The following is a 13,865-nucleotide window of genomic DNA, read 5'->3' as shown; positions in this document are numbered from 1 at the left end:
CCCACCGGCCGGGCGGTTCTGTCGTAGGGTCGGGCGCATGGCGGCGAAGGCGCAGGCGGAAGAGATCGAGGTGGCCGGGCACACCGTGCGGCTGACCAGCCCCGACAAGGTGGTCTTCCCGCGTCCCGGCTACACCAAACGAGACGTCTTCGAGTACTACCTGGCCGTCGGCGACGGCATCATGCGCGCGCTGGGCCACCGGCCGACGACGCTGCAGCGCTTCCCGGACGGCATCGAGGGCGAGATGTTCTTCCAGAAGCGCATCTCCACCCGCGGCGTCCCGCCCTGGATCCAGACGGCGAAGATCAAGTTCCCGTCGATGCGTACGGCCGACGAGCTCTGCCCCGCCGACCTCGCCCACGTCGCCTGGGCCGCCCAGATGGGCACCGTCGTGTTCCACCCGTGGCCGGTCCGCCGCGACCACACCGACAACCCCGACGAGCTGCGCATCGACCTCGACCCGCAGCCCGGCACCGACTTCGGCGACGTGATCGCGACCGCCGGGGTGTTCCGCGAGGTGCTCGCCGACCTGGGCTGGCAGGGCTTCCCCAAGACGTCCGGCGGCCGCGGCGTGCACGTCTACCTCAGGATCAAACCCGAGTTCACCTTCGTCGAGGTACGCCGCGCGGCGATCGCCCTGGCCCGCGAGGCGGAACGGCGCCGCCCCGACCTCATCACCACGGCGTGGTGGAAGGAGGAGCGCGGCGAGCGGGTGTTCATCGACTACAACCAGATGGCCCGCGACCGCACGATCGCCTGCGCCTACTCCCTGCGGGCCAACGCCCGCGCCACCGCCTCGACCCCGGTCACCTGGGACGAGCTGCCCGACGTCGAACCGGACGACTTCGACCTGCGCACGGTCCCGAAGCGCATCGCCGAGAAGGGCGACGCACACGCCGAGATCGACGCCAACGCCTACGACATCACCCCGCTGCTCGAGTGGTCGAAGCGAGACGAGGTCAACGGCCAGGGCGAGATGCCCTACCCACCCGACCACCCGAAAATGCCCGGCGAACCACCCCGGGTCCAGCCCAGCCGCAAGAACGCCGCCAACTGGACCGACGAACCCTGACGGCGGGTCACCGACCCGGCTCCGATCAAACGGCCGGCCGCCGCCGGCGCTAGGTTCGGTCCTCGGCGGCGTGCCGGGGAGCGGCGGTGCCGCGGCCGGCCCGCGACGCCATGCCCACCAGCCGGGACGCGTCGGAGCGGCGGCCGCCCCCGGACGACCGCGGCCCGGCGACGGTCACGGCCGCCGGGGCCGGGGCCGGGGCCGGGGAGATCGGTGCCGCCAGCTCGGCCGGGATCGTCACCTCGGCGGTGATGCCCCCGGCGGCGGCCGGCCGGAGCACCACGCTGATCCCGTGCTGGGCGGCCAGCTGGGCGACCACCAGCAGGCCGAGCCGTGAGCTGGTGGCCGGGTCGAACTCCTGCTGCTGGGCCAGCCGGCGGTTCGTCTCGTCCAGCGCCGCCGCCGACATGCCCAGGCCGTGGTCCTCGACCTCGACCACGATGCCGGCCGGGACCGGGTGGGCCGACACCCGCACCGTGCTCTCCGGCGGGGAGAAGGTGGTGCCGTTGGCCAGCAGTTCGGCGAGCAGGTGACCGATGTCGGTGACGGCCGCCCCGGGCACCTCGGCGTCGGCGATCGTGCCGATCTCGATCCGCTCGGCGTGCTCCACCTCGCCCGCCACCCGGGTGACGATCCCGGCCAGCGGCTGGGGGCCGAGCCGGCGCCCGGTGCGGGCCGAGCCGGCGAGGATCACCAGGTGGTCGGCCTGCCGCCGCATCTGGGCGGCGAGTTGTCCGGCCCGGGCCGCGGCCCGTTCGCCGGTGCCCTGGGCGAGGGCTTCGAGCTGCCGGTCGATCAGGGTCTGGTTGCGCCGGGCGATGTTGACCAGGACTCGTTTCATGTCGTAGCGCAGGGTGGCCTCGCCGGCGGCGGAGTCGATGGCGCTGCGCTGCACCTCGCTCAGGGCCGCGCCGACCTCGGCGATCTCGTCGTCGCCGAGGGACAGCCGCAACGGGTCGACGTCGCCGGCGACGCGCTCGCCGGCCCGCAGCGCCCGGACGGTGTCAGGCAGGCGTCGATGGGCCAGGTCGGTCGCCGCCGCGCGCAGCACGGACAGCCGCCGCACCACGGAGCCGCCGATGTGGACGGCCAGCAGCAGCGACGCCACGATGGCGAGCAGGCCGAGGAGGCCGGAGACGCCGAATCGCCACAGGATCCGGTCGCGTTCCGCCTTCGCGAACTCGGCGGCCTTGTCGTAGCCGTTGGCGAGGAAGCGGTAGAACTCGCGGACGGCCGGGGTGAAGGTGGCGGCCCAGACGTCGGGTGTCGTCGCGACCTCTTCCCCGGCGGTGCCGGAGCGGATGAGCTGGTCTTCGGCGCCCCGCAGGGCGGTGAAGGCCGGGCCGCTGAGCATGCTCTTGAAGTCGGCCTGGTCCGGCCCGGGCAGGGTGGCGCCGGAGGTGGGGATCTGGAACCGCACCGCGCCGACGATCTCGATCAGCTGCCGGTATTCCCCGCCGTCGAACCGGCCCGCGATCGTCACCCCGCTCAGCAGGGCGTTCTCCTGGTGGAGCAGTTCACCGGACCGGCGCAGAGCGACCCCGGTCCGGATGACCCGTTCCACCAGCGGGTCGCTGGACACCGCGGCCGCGTTGTAGACGGTGAAGGCGTAGCTGATGATGCCGGCGTACCCGCTCACCACCTCGGCCCGGGTGACGTCACCGGTGTCGACCCGCTTCCGCAGCAGGGCCAGGGAGTCGAAGGCGCCGCTCAGGCCGGCGATCCGGTCCCGGGTGATGTCGGCCGAGATGCCCTCGCCCCGATAGTTTCGGGACAGCTCCTGAAACTCGGTGATCTTCGCGTCGGTGGCCGCCCGCAGGGCCCGCACTGTCGTGGGGTCCCCGCCGATGGCCAGCGCCACGACCGATCCGCGGCGTTCGGCCTGCAGCGCCGCCACCATCCGGTCGCAGGGCAGGCTCACGTTGTCGCGGCTGTTGTAGCTGTCGCGGAACGCGGTGGCGTCGGTGACCGCCGCGCTCACGTCCAGCGTCCACAGTGCCATCAGCGCGAGCACGGGAACGAGCAGAGCCAGCATGATCTTTGAGCGAATGGATCTCGGTTTCCTTCGCATGAAAGGAAGTACTCGCGCTGACCATGCTTGGTTCACGGGTGTCGGACAACCGACAATTCCGGGATTACTCCGTAACTTACGGGGTGTCGATCCGGACCAGTTTGTCGACCAGGCGGTCGAGTTCCTCGGACGGGTCGGCCGCCAGTCCCATATGGACCGCGCCGGCCCGCAGGATCGTGCTGCGCGGGGCCACCATCCAGCGGAAACGCTCGCCCAGGGACATGCCCTGGGCCTGGCCGCCGCCCGCGCACGCGGCCACCCAGGCGCCGAGGGCGGTCCGCACGGCGTGCACGTCGGCCGCCGGATCGAGGGCGAGCAGCCGCTCCGGCACCAGCAGGATGCCCGCCTCGAGGAAGTCGGTCCGGTGGCAGTAGAGCAGCACGCCCACGTTGATCAGCTCGCCGCGCTCGATCCGCGGGCAGGCCTGGATGGTGGCGTACTCGTAGGGGATTCTCATGGCAACCACGCCTCGGGGCGGGCGGCACGGGCGGTCAGATGGTCGACGTAGCGCTCGGGCGGCACGTCCAGCCACTCCGCCGGCACCAGCGCGACCACCTCGGCCAGCAGCTCGGGGGTCACGGGCGGAGGTTCAAGGGCTTCTGTCGCGTACGGCCGGAGCACGTGATCGTCGGCCTTGAAGGGTCGCAGCACCTTGCCCGCGGCGCGGTCCCAGTCGTGATGGAAGAACAGGCTGGCGCCGTGGTCGATGAGCCACAGCTCGCGGTGCCAGATCAGCATGTTCGGGTTGCGCCAGCTGCGGTCGACGTTCTCGACGAAGGCGTCGAACGCGAGGATCCGCCCGGCCAGACCGGGCTCGACCGGGTGTGCCGTCGGCTCGTACCCCAAGGATCCGGGCAGGAAGTCCATCCCCAGGTTGGCGCCGGCGCTGGCCTTGATCAGCTCCTGCACCTCCTGGTCGGGCTCGGCCCGGGCGACCACCGGGTCGAGGCCGACCACCACCAGGTCGGGGACCGGGAGGGTGAGGCGCCGGGCCAGCTCACCGGCGATGATCTCGGCGACCAGCGCCTTCGGACCCTGCCCGGCGCCGCGGAACTTCACCACGTAGGTGCCCTCGTCGTCAGCCTCGACGACGCCCGGGAGCGAGCCGCCCTCGCGCAGCGGGGTGACGTAACGGGTGGCGGTGACCTCGCGCAGCACCCGCTTACCTTAGGCGGGACCCTGCCGGCGTACCTCGTCGACCTTGGCCATCGCCGACCGCAGCTCGCCCAGCCACTCCTCGGAGTGTTCGCCGGTGAGCTTGACGCACCAGGCCAGCGCCTCGGAGCGGGAGCGGGCCACGCCGGCGTCGACCAGCGTGTCGAGCACCTGGCGCTCGGGCTGGCGCAGCCGGGTCATCACCGGCGCCGAGAGGTGTGTGAACAGCTCGCTGGTGTCGCCGCAGCGCACACCCCAGGCGACCTTGCGCTGGTAGCGGTGTTCGACCTGGCGGGCGACCCGGATCCGGTCGTCGCGGGTGTCTTCGCGGAACTGGTTGATCCGGCCGGCCTGGGCGGCGGCCCGGTCGGCGTCGGAGGCGTCGGCGCCCAGCTCGGGCTGGTTCACCCGGCCCCAGATGATGATCTCGTCGCGGTCGATGACGACCTCGGGCGGCTCGGTGAACCAGGTGTCGTTGACCGACCCGGCGATCCAGGCGGCGGCGTCGTCGGTGGGCGGTGGTTCGGTGCGTGCTCCCGGAGGAGTCGGACGGAATCGCATGCTTACATGATTACACCGTTACAAGGCTTACCTGCTCGCGGAATTCGTTCGCTCACAGCGAACAGGGCGGGCTTCACCTCCCCGTTGATCAGGGCAGACTGTGGCGATGGACCTGCCGATCAACCCGCCCGTGAAGCCGATGCTGGCCAAACCCGTCGCGGACATCCCCCCGGGCCAGATCTACGAACCGAAGTGGGACGGCTTCCGCTCGATCGTCTTCCGGGACGGCGCCGAGGTCGAGATCGGCAGCCGCAACGAGAAGCCGATGACGCGCTACTTCCCCGAGGTGGTCGAGGCGATCCTGGCCAACTTCCCGGAGCGCGCGGTGATCGACGGCGAGGTGATCGTCGCCGACACCTCCCGCAACACCCTCGACTTCGAGGCGCTCCAGCAGCGCATCCATCCCGCGGCCAGCCGGGTCAAGCTGCTCAGCGAACAGACGCCGGCGGGGTTCGTGGCTTTCGATCTGCTCGCCCTGGGTTCGGAAGATCTGACCCAGCTTCCGTTCGCCGAGCGACGGGCCCGCCTGATGGAGTGCCTGAAGGACGCCGAGCCGCCGGTCTACACCACCCCGGCCACCGAAGATCTGGAGACGGCCCGGCGGTGGTTCGCCGAGTTCGAGGGCGCCGGCCTGGACGGCCTCATCGCCAAACCCCGCGACCTCGGGTACGAGCCCGACAAGCGCGTGATGTTCAAGGTCAAGCACAAGCGCACCGCCGACTGCGTGGTGGCCGGCTACCGGGTGCACAAGAGCGCCGAGAACCGGATCGGCTCGCTGCTGCTGGGCCTCTACGGCGAGGACGACAAGCTGGTCTCGGTCGGCGTGATCGGCGCGTTCCCGATGGCCGTCCGCGAGGAGCTGTTCGAACAGATGCAGCCGCTGGTGACCACGTTCGAGGGTCACCCGTGGAACTGGGAGGCCCACCTGTCCGGCGAGCGGACGCCGCGCAAGAACGAGGTCAGCCGGTGGAACGCGGGCAAGGATCTGTCGTTCACGCCGCTGCGCCCCGAGCGGGTGGTCGAGGTGCGGTACGACTACATGGAGGGTGTCCGGTTCCGGCACACCGCCCAGTTCGAGCGCTGGCGGCCCGACCGCGACCCGCGCACCTGCACCTACGACCAGCTGGAACGCCCGGTGCGATTCGACCTGGCCGAGGTCCTCACCAGCCGGTAGCCGCGCCTGTCAGACTCACCGGCTAGCCTTCGTGGCTGCACCGTCGGTTTCCGTGGAAGGGTCAGCCTCGTGCCGCGTCACCCCCGCCTGGTCGTCGCCCTGCTCGTTGCCGTGGTCGCGACCGCGGGCTGCACGCTGCCGGTGATCGCCCCGGACGAGTCCGGCAGCGACGCGGCCGATCCCGGCGCGTCGCCCCAGGCGCCCGCGGTGCCCGGCACGGTCGCCTCCTGGCGATCCTGCCCCGAGGTGCCCCAGCAACTGGTCGGGCGAGGCGCCAACAACATGCGGTACGACTGCGCGTCGGTCGCCGTGCCGCGGAACTGGGCGTCGCCGAAGTCCGGTGAGACGTACGAGATCCAGATGATCCGCATCCGGTCGCGGAACCAGAAGGAGCGGATCGGATCGCTCGTGCTCAACCCGGGCGGCCCCGGCGCCTCCGGCATCGACACCTCGGTCTACCTGTCCTTCGGCCAGCAGCTCGGCGGCCTGCCGACCGAGATCACCGACCGGTTCGACATCGTCGGCTTCGACCCGCGCGGGGTCGGCCGCAGCAACCCGGTGAAGTGCATCGACAACACCGACCAGGACGCGTCGTTCGCGTTCGAACCCGACCCGGTCGACCAGGCCGCGTTCGACGAGGTCGTGGCGCTGAACAAGAAGATCGCCGAGGGCTGCGGCAAGAAGTACGGCGACCAGCTGCCGCTCTTCTCGACCGAGCAGGCGGCCAAGGACATGGACGCGATCCGTTCGGCCGTCGGCGACCAGAAGCTGACCTACCTGGGCTACTCGTACGGCACCCTGCTCGGCGCCACCTACGCCCAGCTGTTCCCGCAGAACATCCGCGGCCTGGTGCTGGACGGCGCGGTCAACCCCGAGCAGGACTACGTGGCCGGCTCGGAGGCCCAGGCCAAGGGCTTCGAGCGGGCGTTCACCAACTTCACCACCTGGTGCAAGGCGACACCGGCCCAGTGCCCGATCGCGGCCGACGCCCGTGGCGCCGTCACCGACGCGCTGGCCAAGGCCAAGGCGTCGCCGGTCAAGGGCGACGACGGGCGGGACGCCACGGCCGGCTGGATCTTCGTCGCGGTGATCTCGTCGCTCTACACCGAGTCGGGCTGGAAGTCGCTGGCCAAGGCGATCGACGACCTCCAGGCGGGCAACGCCAAGGGCGTCTTCGACCTGGCCGACCAGTACGCCGACCGCAAGCCGGACGGCACCTACTCCAACCTGTTCGACGCCAACCTCACGGTGAACTGCGCCGACACCGACGAGGCGCCGCCGGTCAACCGCATCCGCCGGCTGCAGAGCGAGTGGCGGACGAAGTACCCGCTGTTCGGCGGCGCGCTGGCGATCGGGATGCTGCCGTGCACGTTCTGGCCGGGCAAGCGCGACCCCTACCCGGCCGGTCCGGCCACCGGGGCCCCGCCGATCGTGGTCGTGGGCACCACCGGCGACCCGGCCACGCCGTACGAGAACACCGCCGAGCTGGCCGGCATGCTCGGCACCGGGCACGTGCTGACCTGGGAGGGCGAGGGGCACACGGCGTACCCGAGCACCACCTGCATCACCAACGCGGTCGACCGCTACCTCATCGATCTGGCGGTGCCGAAGGAGGGCCTGCGCTGCCCGGCACGTTGACGCCCTGACGCTCGGCCAGCTCCTCGAGCAGGGTCCGCACCAGGCGGAGGTTGTTCTTCAGCTCCTCCTGCTCGTCGTGGCGGAAGGCGTCCTGATCGACGATCAGCTTGCTGGCGAAGTGTGCCGTGATCAGCGGCACGACGCCCAGCACCATGAGCGAGATCAGCAGCCCGGCCATCAGCCGCGCCTCCCACGAGTCGGGTGAGATGTCGCCGTAGCCGACCGTGGTGGCCGTGACGACCGCCCACCAGAGCCCGTCGCCGAACGAGACGTCATCCTCGAAGACGGGGTACAGGGATCCGCAGATCACAATCAGGATTCCGTACGCGACGATCAGCATCCGGGGCGAGTTGGCGAGCCAGACCAGCCCCCGGTACGCCCTGTGAAAAGGCACCAGCACGGTTCGCATCCGGCCATCGTGCCCGGTCGGTGCCAGGGTGCGGCTCATCCGACAGGGCGTGTCAGGATGGCCGCGTGTTGACCTTTCGCCTGGCCGAACGCGCCGACGTACCCGAGATTCTCGCCCTCTACGCCGACGACGACGTGAGCCGGGCCCGCGACGGGGCCGTGTCCGAGGCGGCGGACGCGGCGCACTGGGCGGCCTTCGAGGCCATCGACGCCGATCCCGCCAACGAGCTGATCGTCGCCCTCGACGGTGACGAGATCGCCGGGACGTTCCAGCTGACCTTCACGCCGTCGCTGAGCCGGGGCGGCGCCTCCCGGATGACGATCGAGGCGGTGCGGGTCCGCTCGGACCGCCGGGGCGGTGGCCTCGGCCGCACGATGATGACCTGGGCGCTCGACCGGGGCCGGGCCCGGGGCGCCGCGCTGGCCCAGCTCACCACCGACAACAACCGCACCGCGGCCCACCGCTTCTACGCGTCTCTGGGCTTCGAGGCCACCCATGTCGGCATGAAGCGACCGCTCTGATTTCGTCAGGCGCGAGCGGCCGGGCCGGAGCCCTGGGTAGAGTCCAGGTCGTCCCGATTTGCGGGCAAAAGATGATATCGGAGAGGCGACATCATGTATCCCTACCCGATCAACACGGCCGCCGACCTGCGCCGCGACGACCTGCTGCGCCAGGCCGAGCAGTCGAGGCTGGTCGCCCAGGTCCGTGATCCGCACCAGCTGCGGCACCGGATCGGCGACGCGCTCATCCGCGTCGGCCGGCGCCTGGCCGACGAGCCCCCGGCGCCGGCCAGCCCGGTCAGCCGCGGCCCCCAGGGCCCGGCCCGCAACCGCCCCCGCGGCCGCACCGCCTGACCTTCGGCCCGGTCACCGGCCTCAGAGCACGAACGCGTCGGTCCAGAGCTGGCGGGTCCGGCCGGTCAGCGCGTCCATCAGGCCGATCGCCTGGTTGTCGGTCAGGGCCGCCACGAAGTCGATGACCGCCCGGCCGCGCGCCCGGGACGTGCGGTCCGGCGTACCCTCCGGAAGCTCGGCCTCGGCCAGCTCGACCAGGTCACGCAGCCGGGTCGGCAGCCGGTCGGTCTCGTCGGGGTCGGTCAGCCAGGCCAGCAGCGCCTCCACCAGGGTGGCCAGCAGGCGGGCCTGACCACGCTGGTGCAGGGCCAGGTCGGGGCGGGCCAGCACGAACCGGTTCTGGACGAACTTGAGGATCTGCACCTCGTGCCACTGGGCCGGGGCCAGCAGCACGTGCCCGGAGCGGACGGCCGGCTGATCGGTCGCCGTCACCGACTCGACCAGCCGCTGGGTCCACGTCGCCGAGAACGCCGCGACCTGGGCCTCGGCCCGCAGCGAACCGTCGAACGGCGCGGCCAGCAGCCCGTCCACCAGCTCGGCCCGGACCTTCTCGACCGCCGCCGCGAACGCCTCGTCGTCGGCCATCCAGGCGTCCTTGCGGTGCAGCTGGCGGCGCAGCGACTCGATCGCGCTGCCCGGTCCGGTCTCCGACGCGGAATGCCGCTGCCAGGCGGTCAGCTCGGCCGCCACCGCCCCCGGCTGGAGCACGCCGACCCGATGCACATCCTCGAGATCATGGATCGCGTACGCGATGTCGTCGGCCGTGTCCATGACCGAGGCCTCGACCGTCTGCTGCCAGTCCGCGACCCGCCCGGCGAACGGCGCCCGGGCCTGCGTCATGTCGTCCACCTCGGTGGAGTACGCGCCGAACTTCAGCGACCCGCCGTCCGGGTCGTCCACCGGCGCCGCCGCCCCGCGCGGCGCCGGGTCGAGGAAGCGCGGGTGTGGCACCGGATGCGAGCGCCGGGTCCAGGGGTACTTGAGGATCGCGGCCCGGGTCGCGGCGGTCAGGTTCAGCCCGATCGTGGCCTGCCCGCGGATCTCGGTGCTGGTCACGATCCGGTACGACTGCGCGTTCCCCTCGAACCCGTCCCGCAGCCGGAGCCGCTGCCGGGCCAGCTGGTCGAGGGTCCGCTCGCCCAGGTGCCCGAACGGGGGGTGCCCCAGGTCGTGGGCCAGCGCCGCCGCCTCCACCACGTCCGGGTCGCAGCCGCCCAGCTTCTCCAGCAGCGCGCCGTGGTCGCCGCCGGCCAGCCGTTCGGCGATGGCCCGGGCCACCTGGGCCACCTTGAGGCTGTGGGTGAGCCGGTTGTGCACCAGCAGGCCCATCCCGCCCGGACTGATGACCTGGGTCACACCGCCCAGCCGGGCGAAGAACGGGCTGCTCACGATGCGGTCCCGGTCGACCCGGTACGGGCTCAGGGCCAGATCGCCCGGCGCCACCAGGCCGTCGCCGAACATCCGTCGGGCGCGGGGATCTGTCATGAAACAAATCCTAGGGAAGCTGAGATGGGGCTGAGAGGCCCGGTGGCATCCTGGGCCCGGTCCCGGTCATGCTGGGGATCGTCAGGGGCAACCGGAAGGTATGGGTAATGGCTAACAGAGGACGGACCGGCGCACTGGTGGCGTTGGGTGCGGGCGCGGCATTGGCCTGGCTTGTGAAGGACCTTCCCGGGCAGATGGGGGCTCGCCGCGCGTCCGGCGCCCGGCTCGAGCGGATGCGGCGCTCACCCCAGTTCCGGGACGGCAAGTTCCGCAACACCGTCCCCGCCACCGAGCTGCTGACCCCCGGCGCCATGCCCGCGATGATCGTCGCGTCGCTCCGCGACCGGGACCGCCGGCACCCGCACGCGCCGATCCCGGTGGTCACTCCGGCGCCGGCGTCGTCCGACCTCTCGGTGATCTGGTACGGCCACTCGTCCGCGCTGATCGAGATCGAGGGCCGCCGGATCCTGATCGACCCGGTGTGGAGCGACCGCTGCTCGCCGTCCCGGGTGGCCGGCCCGCGGCGCCTGCACGAGCCGCCGGTGGCCCTCCGCGAGCTGCCGCCGCTCGACGCGATCCTGATCTCCCACGACCACTACGACCACCTGGACATGGAGTCCATCCGCAACCTGGTCGACCTGCAGGCGGCGCCGTTCCTGGTGCCGCTGGGCGTCGGCGCCCACCTGGAACGCTGGGGTGTCCCGCCGACCCGCATCGTCGAGCTCGACTGGAACGAGCGCCACTCGGTGGCCGGCGTCGAGTTCATCGCCACCCCCGCGCGCCACTTCTCCGGCCGCGGCCTCAGCCGCGACGAGACGCTGTGGGCGTCCTGGGTGATCGCCGGCCCGGCCCGGAAGGCGTTCTACTCCGGCGACACCGGCTACTTCGACGGCTTCGCCGAGATCGGCCGCGAGCACGGCCCGTTCGACGTCACCCTGGTGCAGATCGGCGCGTACGGCGATCAGTGGCCCGACATCCACATGCTCCCGGAGGACGGCGTGGCGACCCACGTCGACGTCCAGGGCGGCCTGATGATCCCGGTCCACTGGGCCACCTTCAACCTGGCCATGCACGACTGGGCCGAGCCGGCCGACCGCGTCTGGGCCGAGGCCAAGGCCCGCGACGTCCGGCTGGCGATCCCCCGCCCCGGCGAACGCGTCGAGGTCGACGCCCCGCCCCCGGTCGACGGCTGGTGGCAGTCGGTCGCCTGAGCGACCTCGTGGCCGACGGCGGCGTCAGCTCCAGGCTTCGCTCATCTCCGGGATCTGCATGCCGGCCGGGGTGGTCTCGCGCGGCGGCGTGGTGGTCGCGGAGAAGCCGAGTTCCGCGCCCACCTGCCGCCAGCGCTCGAACAGGACCTGGTCGGTCAGGACGTCCTTGATGTCCTGGTGGGAGGCACGCAGTTCGTCGATCGCGGCCTCGTAACGCTCAACCCGCTTGTGCAGTTCGGCACCATCGTGAACAGTCATGCCCACAGGTTAGCCAGAAATGAGTCATTTTCGGTTTGAACCGGGGAAAAGCGGCGTCACGCGCTGAGCTTGCCCGCGATGCGGACGATCCGCTCGGCCATGTGGTCGAGGGCGGCGTAGACCTCGTCGGTCAGCGGGGCGTCGTTGTTGCCGCCGGTGACGTGCGAGACGCCGTACGGGTTCCCGTCGCCGAACTTGACCGGGTCGGTGTAGCCGGGCGCCACGAGGATGCCGCCGAAGTGGTGGATGGTGTTGTACAGGGCCAGGAGGGTGGATTCCTGGCCGCCGTGCTTGGTCATGGTCGAGGTGAAGCCGGCGTACGCCTTGTCGGCGAGCAGCCCCTGGCCCCACTGCGGGCCGAGCGTGTCGAGGAACTGCTTGAGCTGGCTGGCGATGTTGCCGTACCGGGTGGGCGAGCCGAAGAGCACCGCGTCGGCCCAGGTCACGTCCTCGGCGTGCCCAGGAACGGCCCCCGGTAACGCCTAGAGCCTGAGTTCCGAACCGTTCTCGTCATCGAACCAGTTGCCGCCGGTGCCCAGGTAGCGAAACGCGTAGTGGCCGGGGTCGAGCCGCAGGCTGATCGTCCGGGTCCCGTCCCGCCGCACCTTGAGCTCGTGCTCGCCGGGCTGCCAGTCGTTGAACGAGCCGACCACGCTGACCGGGCCGGCCGGCTGGTCGGCGGGCAGACAGAAGGTGACCCGGGTCTTGTTTCCGAAGAGCTTGCTGCGCTTGATCATGATGTCCCTCCAACACGGATCCGGGTTCCTATGCTGACAACGCGCAGTCGCGTTGGGTGTGCCGACGCGCCGCCCGTAACCTGGCGGAATGCGACCCGAGCCCCCGCTGGAAACACGAGCCGCCTCGTTCGCCGACCTCGACACCACCACGCTCTACGCGATCCTGAGGCTGCGCGTGGACGTCTTCGTGGTTGAGCAGAAGTGCCCGTACCCGGAGCTGGACGGCCGGGACACCGAGCCCGGAACGCGGCATGTATACCTGACCGAGGGCGATCGGATCCTCGCGTATCTCCGCATTCTGGACGACGGCGACGCGCTCCGGATCGGCCGCGTGCTCACCGCGCCGGAGGCCCGCGGCCGCGGGCTGGGCAAGAAGATCATGGACGAGGCGATCACGATCGTCGGCCACCGCCCGAGCGTGCTGGACGCCCAGGCGCATCTCGCCGGTTTCTACGGCGGCTTCGGCTATCGGCCGACCGGCCCGGACTACGTCGAGGACGGCATCCCCCACATCCCGATGGCGAGGGACGCTCAGGGAAGCGCGGCCACCAGCTCGGTGAGCGAGCGCCGGCGGCCGGTGTAGAAGGGCACTTCCTCGCGTACGTGCCGGCGCGCGCCGGACGCCCGCAGGTCGCGCATGAGATCGACGATCCGGTGCAGCTCGTCCGCCTCGAAGGCGAGCATCCACTCGTAGTCGCCGAGCGCGAACGACGCCACCGTGTTGGCCCGCACGTCCGGGTAGCCGCGGGCCATCCGCCCGTGCTCGGCCAGCATCGCCCGGCGCTCCTCGTCCGGAAGCAGATACCACTCGTAGGAGCGGACGAACGGATAGACGCAGATGTACGGCCGGGGCTCCTCGCCGGCCAGGAACGCCGGCAGGTGGCTCTTGTTGAACTCGGCCGGCCGGTGCAGGGCCATCTGCGACCACACCGGGTCGAGATGCCGGCCCAGCGCGGTCCGGCGGAACAGCGAGTACGCCTCCTGAAGGGCGTCCGGCGACGCCGAGTGCCACCAGATCAGCACGTCGGCGTCGGCGCGCAGCCCGGCCACGTCGTACGTGCCCCGCACCGTCACGTCCTTGCCGGCGAGCTGCTCGAACAGCGCGTCGACCTCACCCGCCACCTCGTCCCGGAGGGCCGGCAACGGCGACGAGGACCGGAACACCGACCACATCGTGTAGCGGATGGTCGAGTTCAGCTCGTTGATCCGGGCGGCGTTGCTCTGCTGGTCGCTCATGCTC

Annotated in this window: 16 protein-coding genes and 1 pseudogene; 7 read left to right on the top strand and 10 right to left on the bottom strand. The window is 71.3% G+C overall.

What is annotated here, in order from left to right; translation table 11 throughout:
• Positions 1–37: 37 nt before the first annotated feature.
• Positions 38–1,072, top strand: a complete 1,035-nt coding sequence (gene ligD, locus AB0O15_RS08605) for a non-homologous end-joining DNA ligase (RefSeq protein WP_364315828.1) — start codon at positions 38–40, stop codon at positions 1,070–1,072.
• Between the two features lie 49 nt (positions 1,073–1,121).
• On the opposite strand, the gene AB0O15_RS08600 is transcribed toward ligD, so the two are convergent.
• The 4 genes from AB0O15_RS08600 to AB0O15_RS08585 all read right to left on the bottom strand — a co-directional run bounded on the left by AB0O15_RS08600 (position 1,122) and on the right by AB0O15_RS08585 (position 4,859).
• Positions 1,122–3,107 (bottom strand): nitrate- and nitrite sensing domain-containing protein, encoded by a 1,986-nt coding sequence (locus AB0O15_RS08600; protein WP_364315825.1) that lies wholly within the window; start codon positions 3,105–3,107, stop codon positions 1,122–1,124.
• Between the two features lie 112 nt (positions 3,108–3,219).
• Entirely contained in the window at positions 3,220–3,600 is a 381-nt protein-coding gene (locus tag AB0O15_RS08595; protein ID WP_364315823.1) for a DUF3037 domain-containing protein, read from the bottom strand.
• Positions 3,597–4,301 (bottom strand): HipA family kinase, encoded by a 705-nt coding sequence (locus AB0O15_RS08590; protein ID WP_364315820.1) that lies wholly within the window; start codon positions 4,299–4,301, stop codon positions 3,597–3,599. Before AB0O15_RS08590 ends, AB0O15_RS08595 begins: the two co-directional genes overlap by 4 nt.
• Before the next feature lie 9 nt (positions 4,302–4,310).
• Entirely contained in the window at positions 4,311–4,859 is a 549-nt protein-coding gene (locus tag AB0O15_RS08585; RefSeq protein WP_364315817.1) for a hypothetical protein, read from the bottom strand.
• A 106-nt stretch (positions 4,860–4,965) separates the two neighbouring features.
• On the opposite strand from AB0O15_RS08585, the gene AB0O15_RS08580 reads away from it, so the two are divergent.
• Both AB0O15_RS08580 and AB0O15_RS08575 read left to right on the top strand, forming a co-directional pair.
• Entirely contained in the window at positions 4,966–6,033 is a 1,068-nt protein-coding gene (locus AB0O15_RS08580) for an ATP-dependent DNA ligase (RefSeq protein ID WP_364315815.1), read from the top strand.
• Positions 6,034–6,174: 141 nt separating this feature from the next.
• Positions 6,175–7,671, top strand: a complete 1,497-nt coding sequence (locus AB0O15_RS08575) for an alpha/beta hydrolase (RefSeq protein WP_364317142.1) — start codon at positions 6,175–6,177, stop codon at positions 7,669–7,671.
• Here the strand turns inward: AB0O15_RS08575 and AB0O15_RS08570 are convergent.
• A complete protein-coding gene (locus tag AB0O15_RS08570; protein WP_364315812.1) occupies positions 7,622–8,080 on the bottom strand; it encodes a potassium channel family protein in 459 nt (152 codons plus the stop codon). The two genes, AB0O15_RS08575 and AB0O15_RS08570, sit on opposite strands and share 50 nt — an antisense overlap.
• Before the next feature lie 68 nt (positions 8,081–8,148).
• Here AB0O15_RS08570 and AB0O15_RS08565 point away from each other — a divergent pair, with 68 nt between their 5' ends.
• Complete coding sequence (locus AB0O15_RS08565; protein WP_364317140.1) at positions 8,149–8,601, top strand: GNAT family N-acetyltransferase; 453 nt, start codon at positions 8,149–8,151, stop codon at positions 8,599–8,601.
• A 93-nt stretch (positions 8,602–8,694) separates the two neighbouring features.
• Entirely contained in the window at positions 8,695–8,934 is a 240-nt protein-coding gene (locus tag AB0O15_RS08560; protein ID WP_364315810.1) for a hypothetical protein, read from the top strand.
• A gap of 21 nt (positions 8,935–8,955) precedes the next feature.
• On the opposite strand, the gene dgt is transcribed toward AB0O15_RS08560, so the two are convergent.
• Positions 8,956–10,419: a dGTP triphosphohydrolase gene (dgt, locus tag AB0O15_RS08555; RefSeq protein WP_364315807.1), complete on the bottom strand. Its 1,464-nt coding sequence runs from the start codon at positions 10,417–10,419 to the stop codon at positions 8,956–8,958.
• A 107-nt stretch (positions 10,420–10,526) separates the two neighbouring features.
• On the opposite strand from dgt, the gene AB0O15_RS08550 reads away from it, so the two are divergent.
• Positions 10,527–11,630 carry an MBL fold metallo-hydrolase gene (locus AB0O15_RS08550; protein ID WP_364315804.1) on the top strand — a complete coding sequence of 368 codons (1,104 nt, stop codon included), beginning with the start codon at positions 10,527–10,529 and terminating at the stop codon, positions 11,628–11,630.
• A gap of 24 nt (positions 11,631–11,654) precedes the next feature.
• Here the strand turns inward: AB0O15_RS08550 and AB0O15_RS08545 are convergent, their stop codons facing one another.
• From AB0O15_RS08545 to AB0O15_RS08535, 3 genes and pseudogenes are all read right to left on the bottom strand, one after another.
• On the bottom strand, positions 11,655–11,888 hold the full coding sequence (locus tag AB0O15_RS08545) for a hypothetical protein (RefSeq protein ID WP_364315802.1): 234 nt from the start codon (positions 11,886–11,888) through the stop codon (positions 11,655–11,657).
• Between the two features lie 56 nt (positions 11,889–11,944).
• Positions 11,945–12,340: pseudogene (locus AB0O15_RS08540) on the bottom strand (NAD(P)H-dependent oxidoreductase); the annotation flags it as partial.
• 30 nt (positions 12,341–12,370) lie between these two features.
• A complete protein-coding gene (locus AB0O15_RS08535) occupies positions 12,371–12,625 on the bottom strand; it encodes an isoamylase early set domain-containing protein (protein ID WP_364315799.1) in 255 nt (84 codons plus the stop codon).
• 88 nt (positions 12,626–12,713) lie between these two features.
• Here AB0O15_RS08535 and AB0O15_RS08530 point away from each other — a divergent pair, with 88 nt between their 5' ends.
• The gene (locus AB0O15_RS08530) at positions 12,714–13,208 is read left to right on the top strand and encodes a GNAT family N-acetyltransferase (protein WP_364315797.1); all 495 of its coding nucleotides are present in this window, start codon (positions 12,714–12,716) and stop codon (positions 13,206–13,208) included.
• On the opposite strand, the gene hemQ is transcribed toward AB0O15_RS08530, so the two are convergent.
• Complete coding sequence (hemQ, locus tag AB0O15_RS08525; RefSeq protein ID WP_364315794.1) at positions 13,157–13,861, bottom strand: hydrogen peroxide-dependent heme synthase; 705 nt, start codon at positions 13,859–13,861, stop codon at positions 13,157–13,159. The two genes, AB0O15_RS08530 and hemQ, sit on opposite strands and share 52 nt — an antisense overlap.
• Between the last annotated feature and the right edge of the window lie 4 nt (positions 13,862–13,865).

It is taken from the genome of Actinoplanes sp. NPDC089786 (assembly GCF_040684855.1).
GTDB lineage: Bacteria > Actinomycetota > Actinomycetes > Mycobacteriales > Micromonosporaceae > Actinoplanes.
This window is presented reverse-complemented; position numbering and strand designations above follow the sequence as displayed.

What these genes read in the sequence shown, in the direction of transcription:
- ligD (WP_364315828.1), top strand. Translation starts at nt 38, where the DNA reads ATGGCGGCGAAGGCGCAGGCGGAAGAGATCGAGGTGGCCGGGCACACC.
- AB0O15_RS08600 (WP_364315825.1), bottom strand. Translation starts at nt 3,107, where the DNA reads ATGCTGGCTCTGCTCGTTCCCGTGCTCGCGCTGATGGCACTGTGGACG.
- AB0O15_RS08595 (WP_364315823.1), bottom strand. Translation starts at nt 3,600, where the DNA reads ATGAGAATCCCCTACGAGTACGCCACCATCCAGGCCTGCCCGCGGATC.
- AB0O15_RS08585 (WP_364315817.1), bottom strand. Translation starts at nt 4,859, where the DNA reads ATGCGATTCCGTCCGACTCCTCCGGGAGCACGCACCGAACCACCGCCC.
- AB0O15_RS08580 (WP_364315815.1), top strand. Translation starts at nt 4,966, where the DNA reads ATGGACCTGCCGATCAACCCGCCCGTGAAGCCGATGCTGGCCAAACCC.
- AB0O15_RS08570 (WP_364315812.1), bottom strand. Translation starts at nt 8,080, where the DNA reads ATGCGAACCGTGCTGGTGCCTTTTCACAGGGCGTACCGGGGGCTGGTC.
- AB0O15_RS08560 (WP_364315810.1), top strand. Translation starts at nt 8,695, where the DNA reads ATGTATCCCTACCCGATCAACACGGCCGCCGACCTGCGCCGCGACGAC.
- dgt (WP_364315807.1), bottom strand. Translation starts at nt 10,419, where the DNA reads ATGACAGATCCCCGCGCCCGACGGATGTTCGGCGACGGCCTGGTGGCG.
- AB0O15_RS08550 (WP_364315804.1), top strand. Translation starts at nt 10,527, where the DNA reads ATGGCTAACAGAGGACGGACCGGCGCACTGGTGGCGTTGGGTGCGGGC.
- AB0O15_RS08545 (WP_364315802.1), bottom strand. Translation starts at nt 11,888, where the DNA reads ATGACTGTTCACGATGGTGCCGAACTGCACAAGCGGGTTGAGCGTTAC.
- AB0O15_RS08535 (WP_364315799.1), bottom strand. Translation starts at nt 12,625, where the DNA reads ATGATCAAGCGCAGCAAGCTCTTCGGAAACAAGACCCGGGTCACCTTC.
- AB0O15_RS08530 (WP_364315797.1), top strand. Translation starts at nt 12,714, where the DNA reads ATGCGACCCGAGCCCCCGCTGGAAACACGAGCCGCCTCGTTCGCCGAC.
- hemQ (WP_364315794.1), bottom strand. Translation starts at nt 13,861, where the DNA reads ATGAGCGACCAGCAGAGCAACGCCGCCCGGATCAACGAGCTGAACTCG.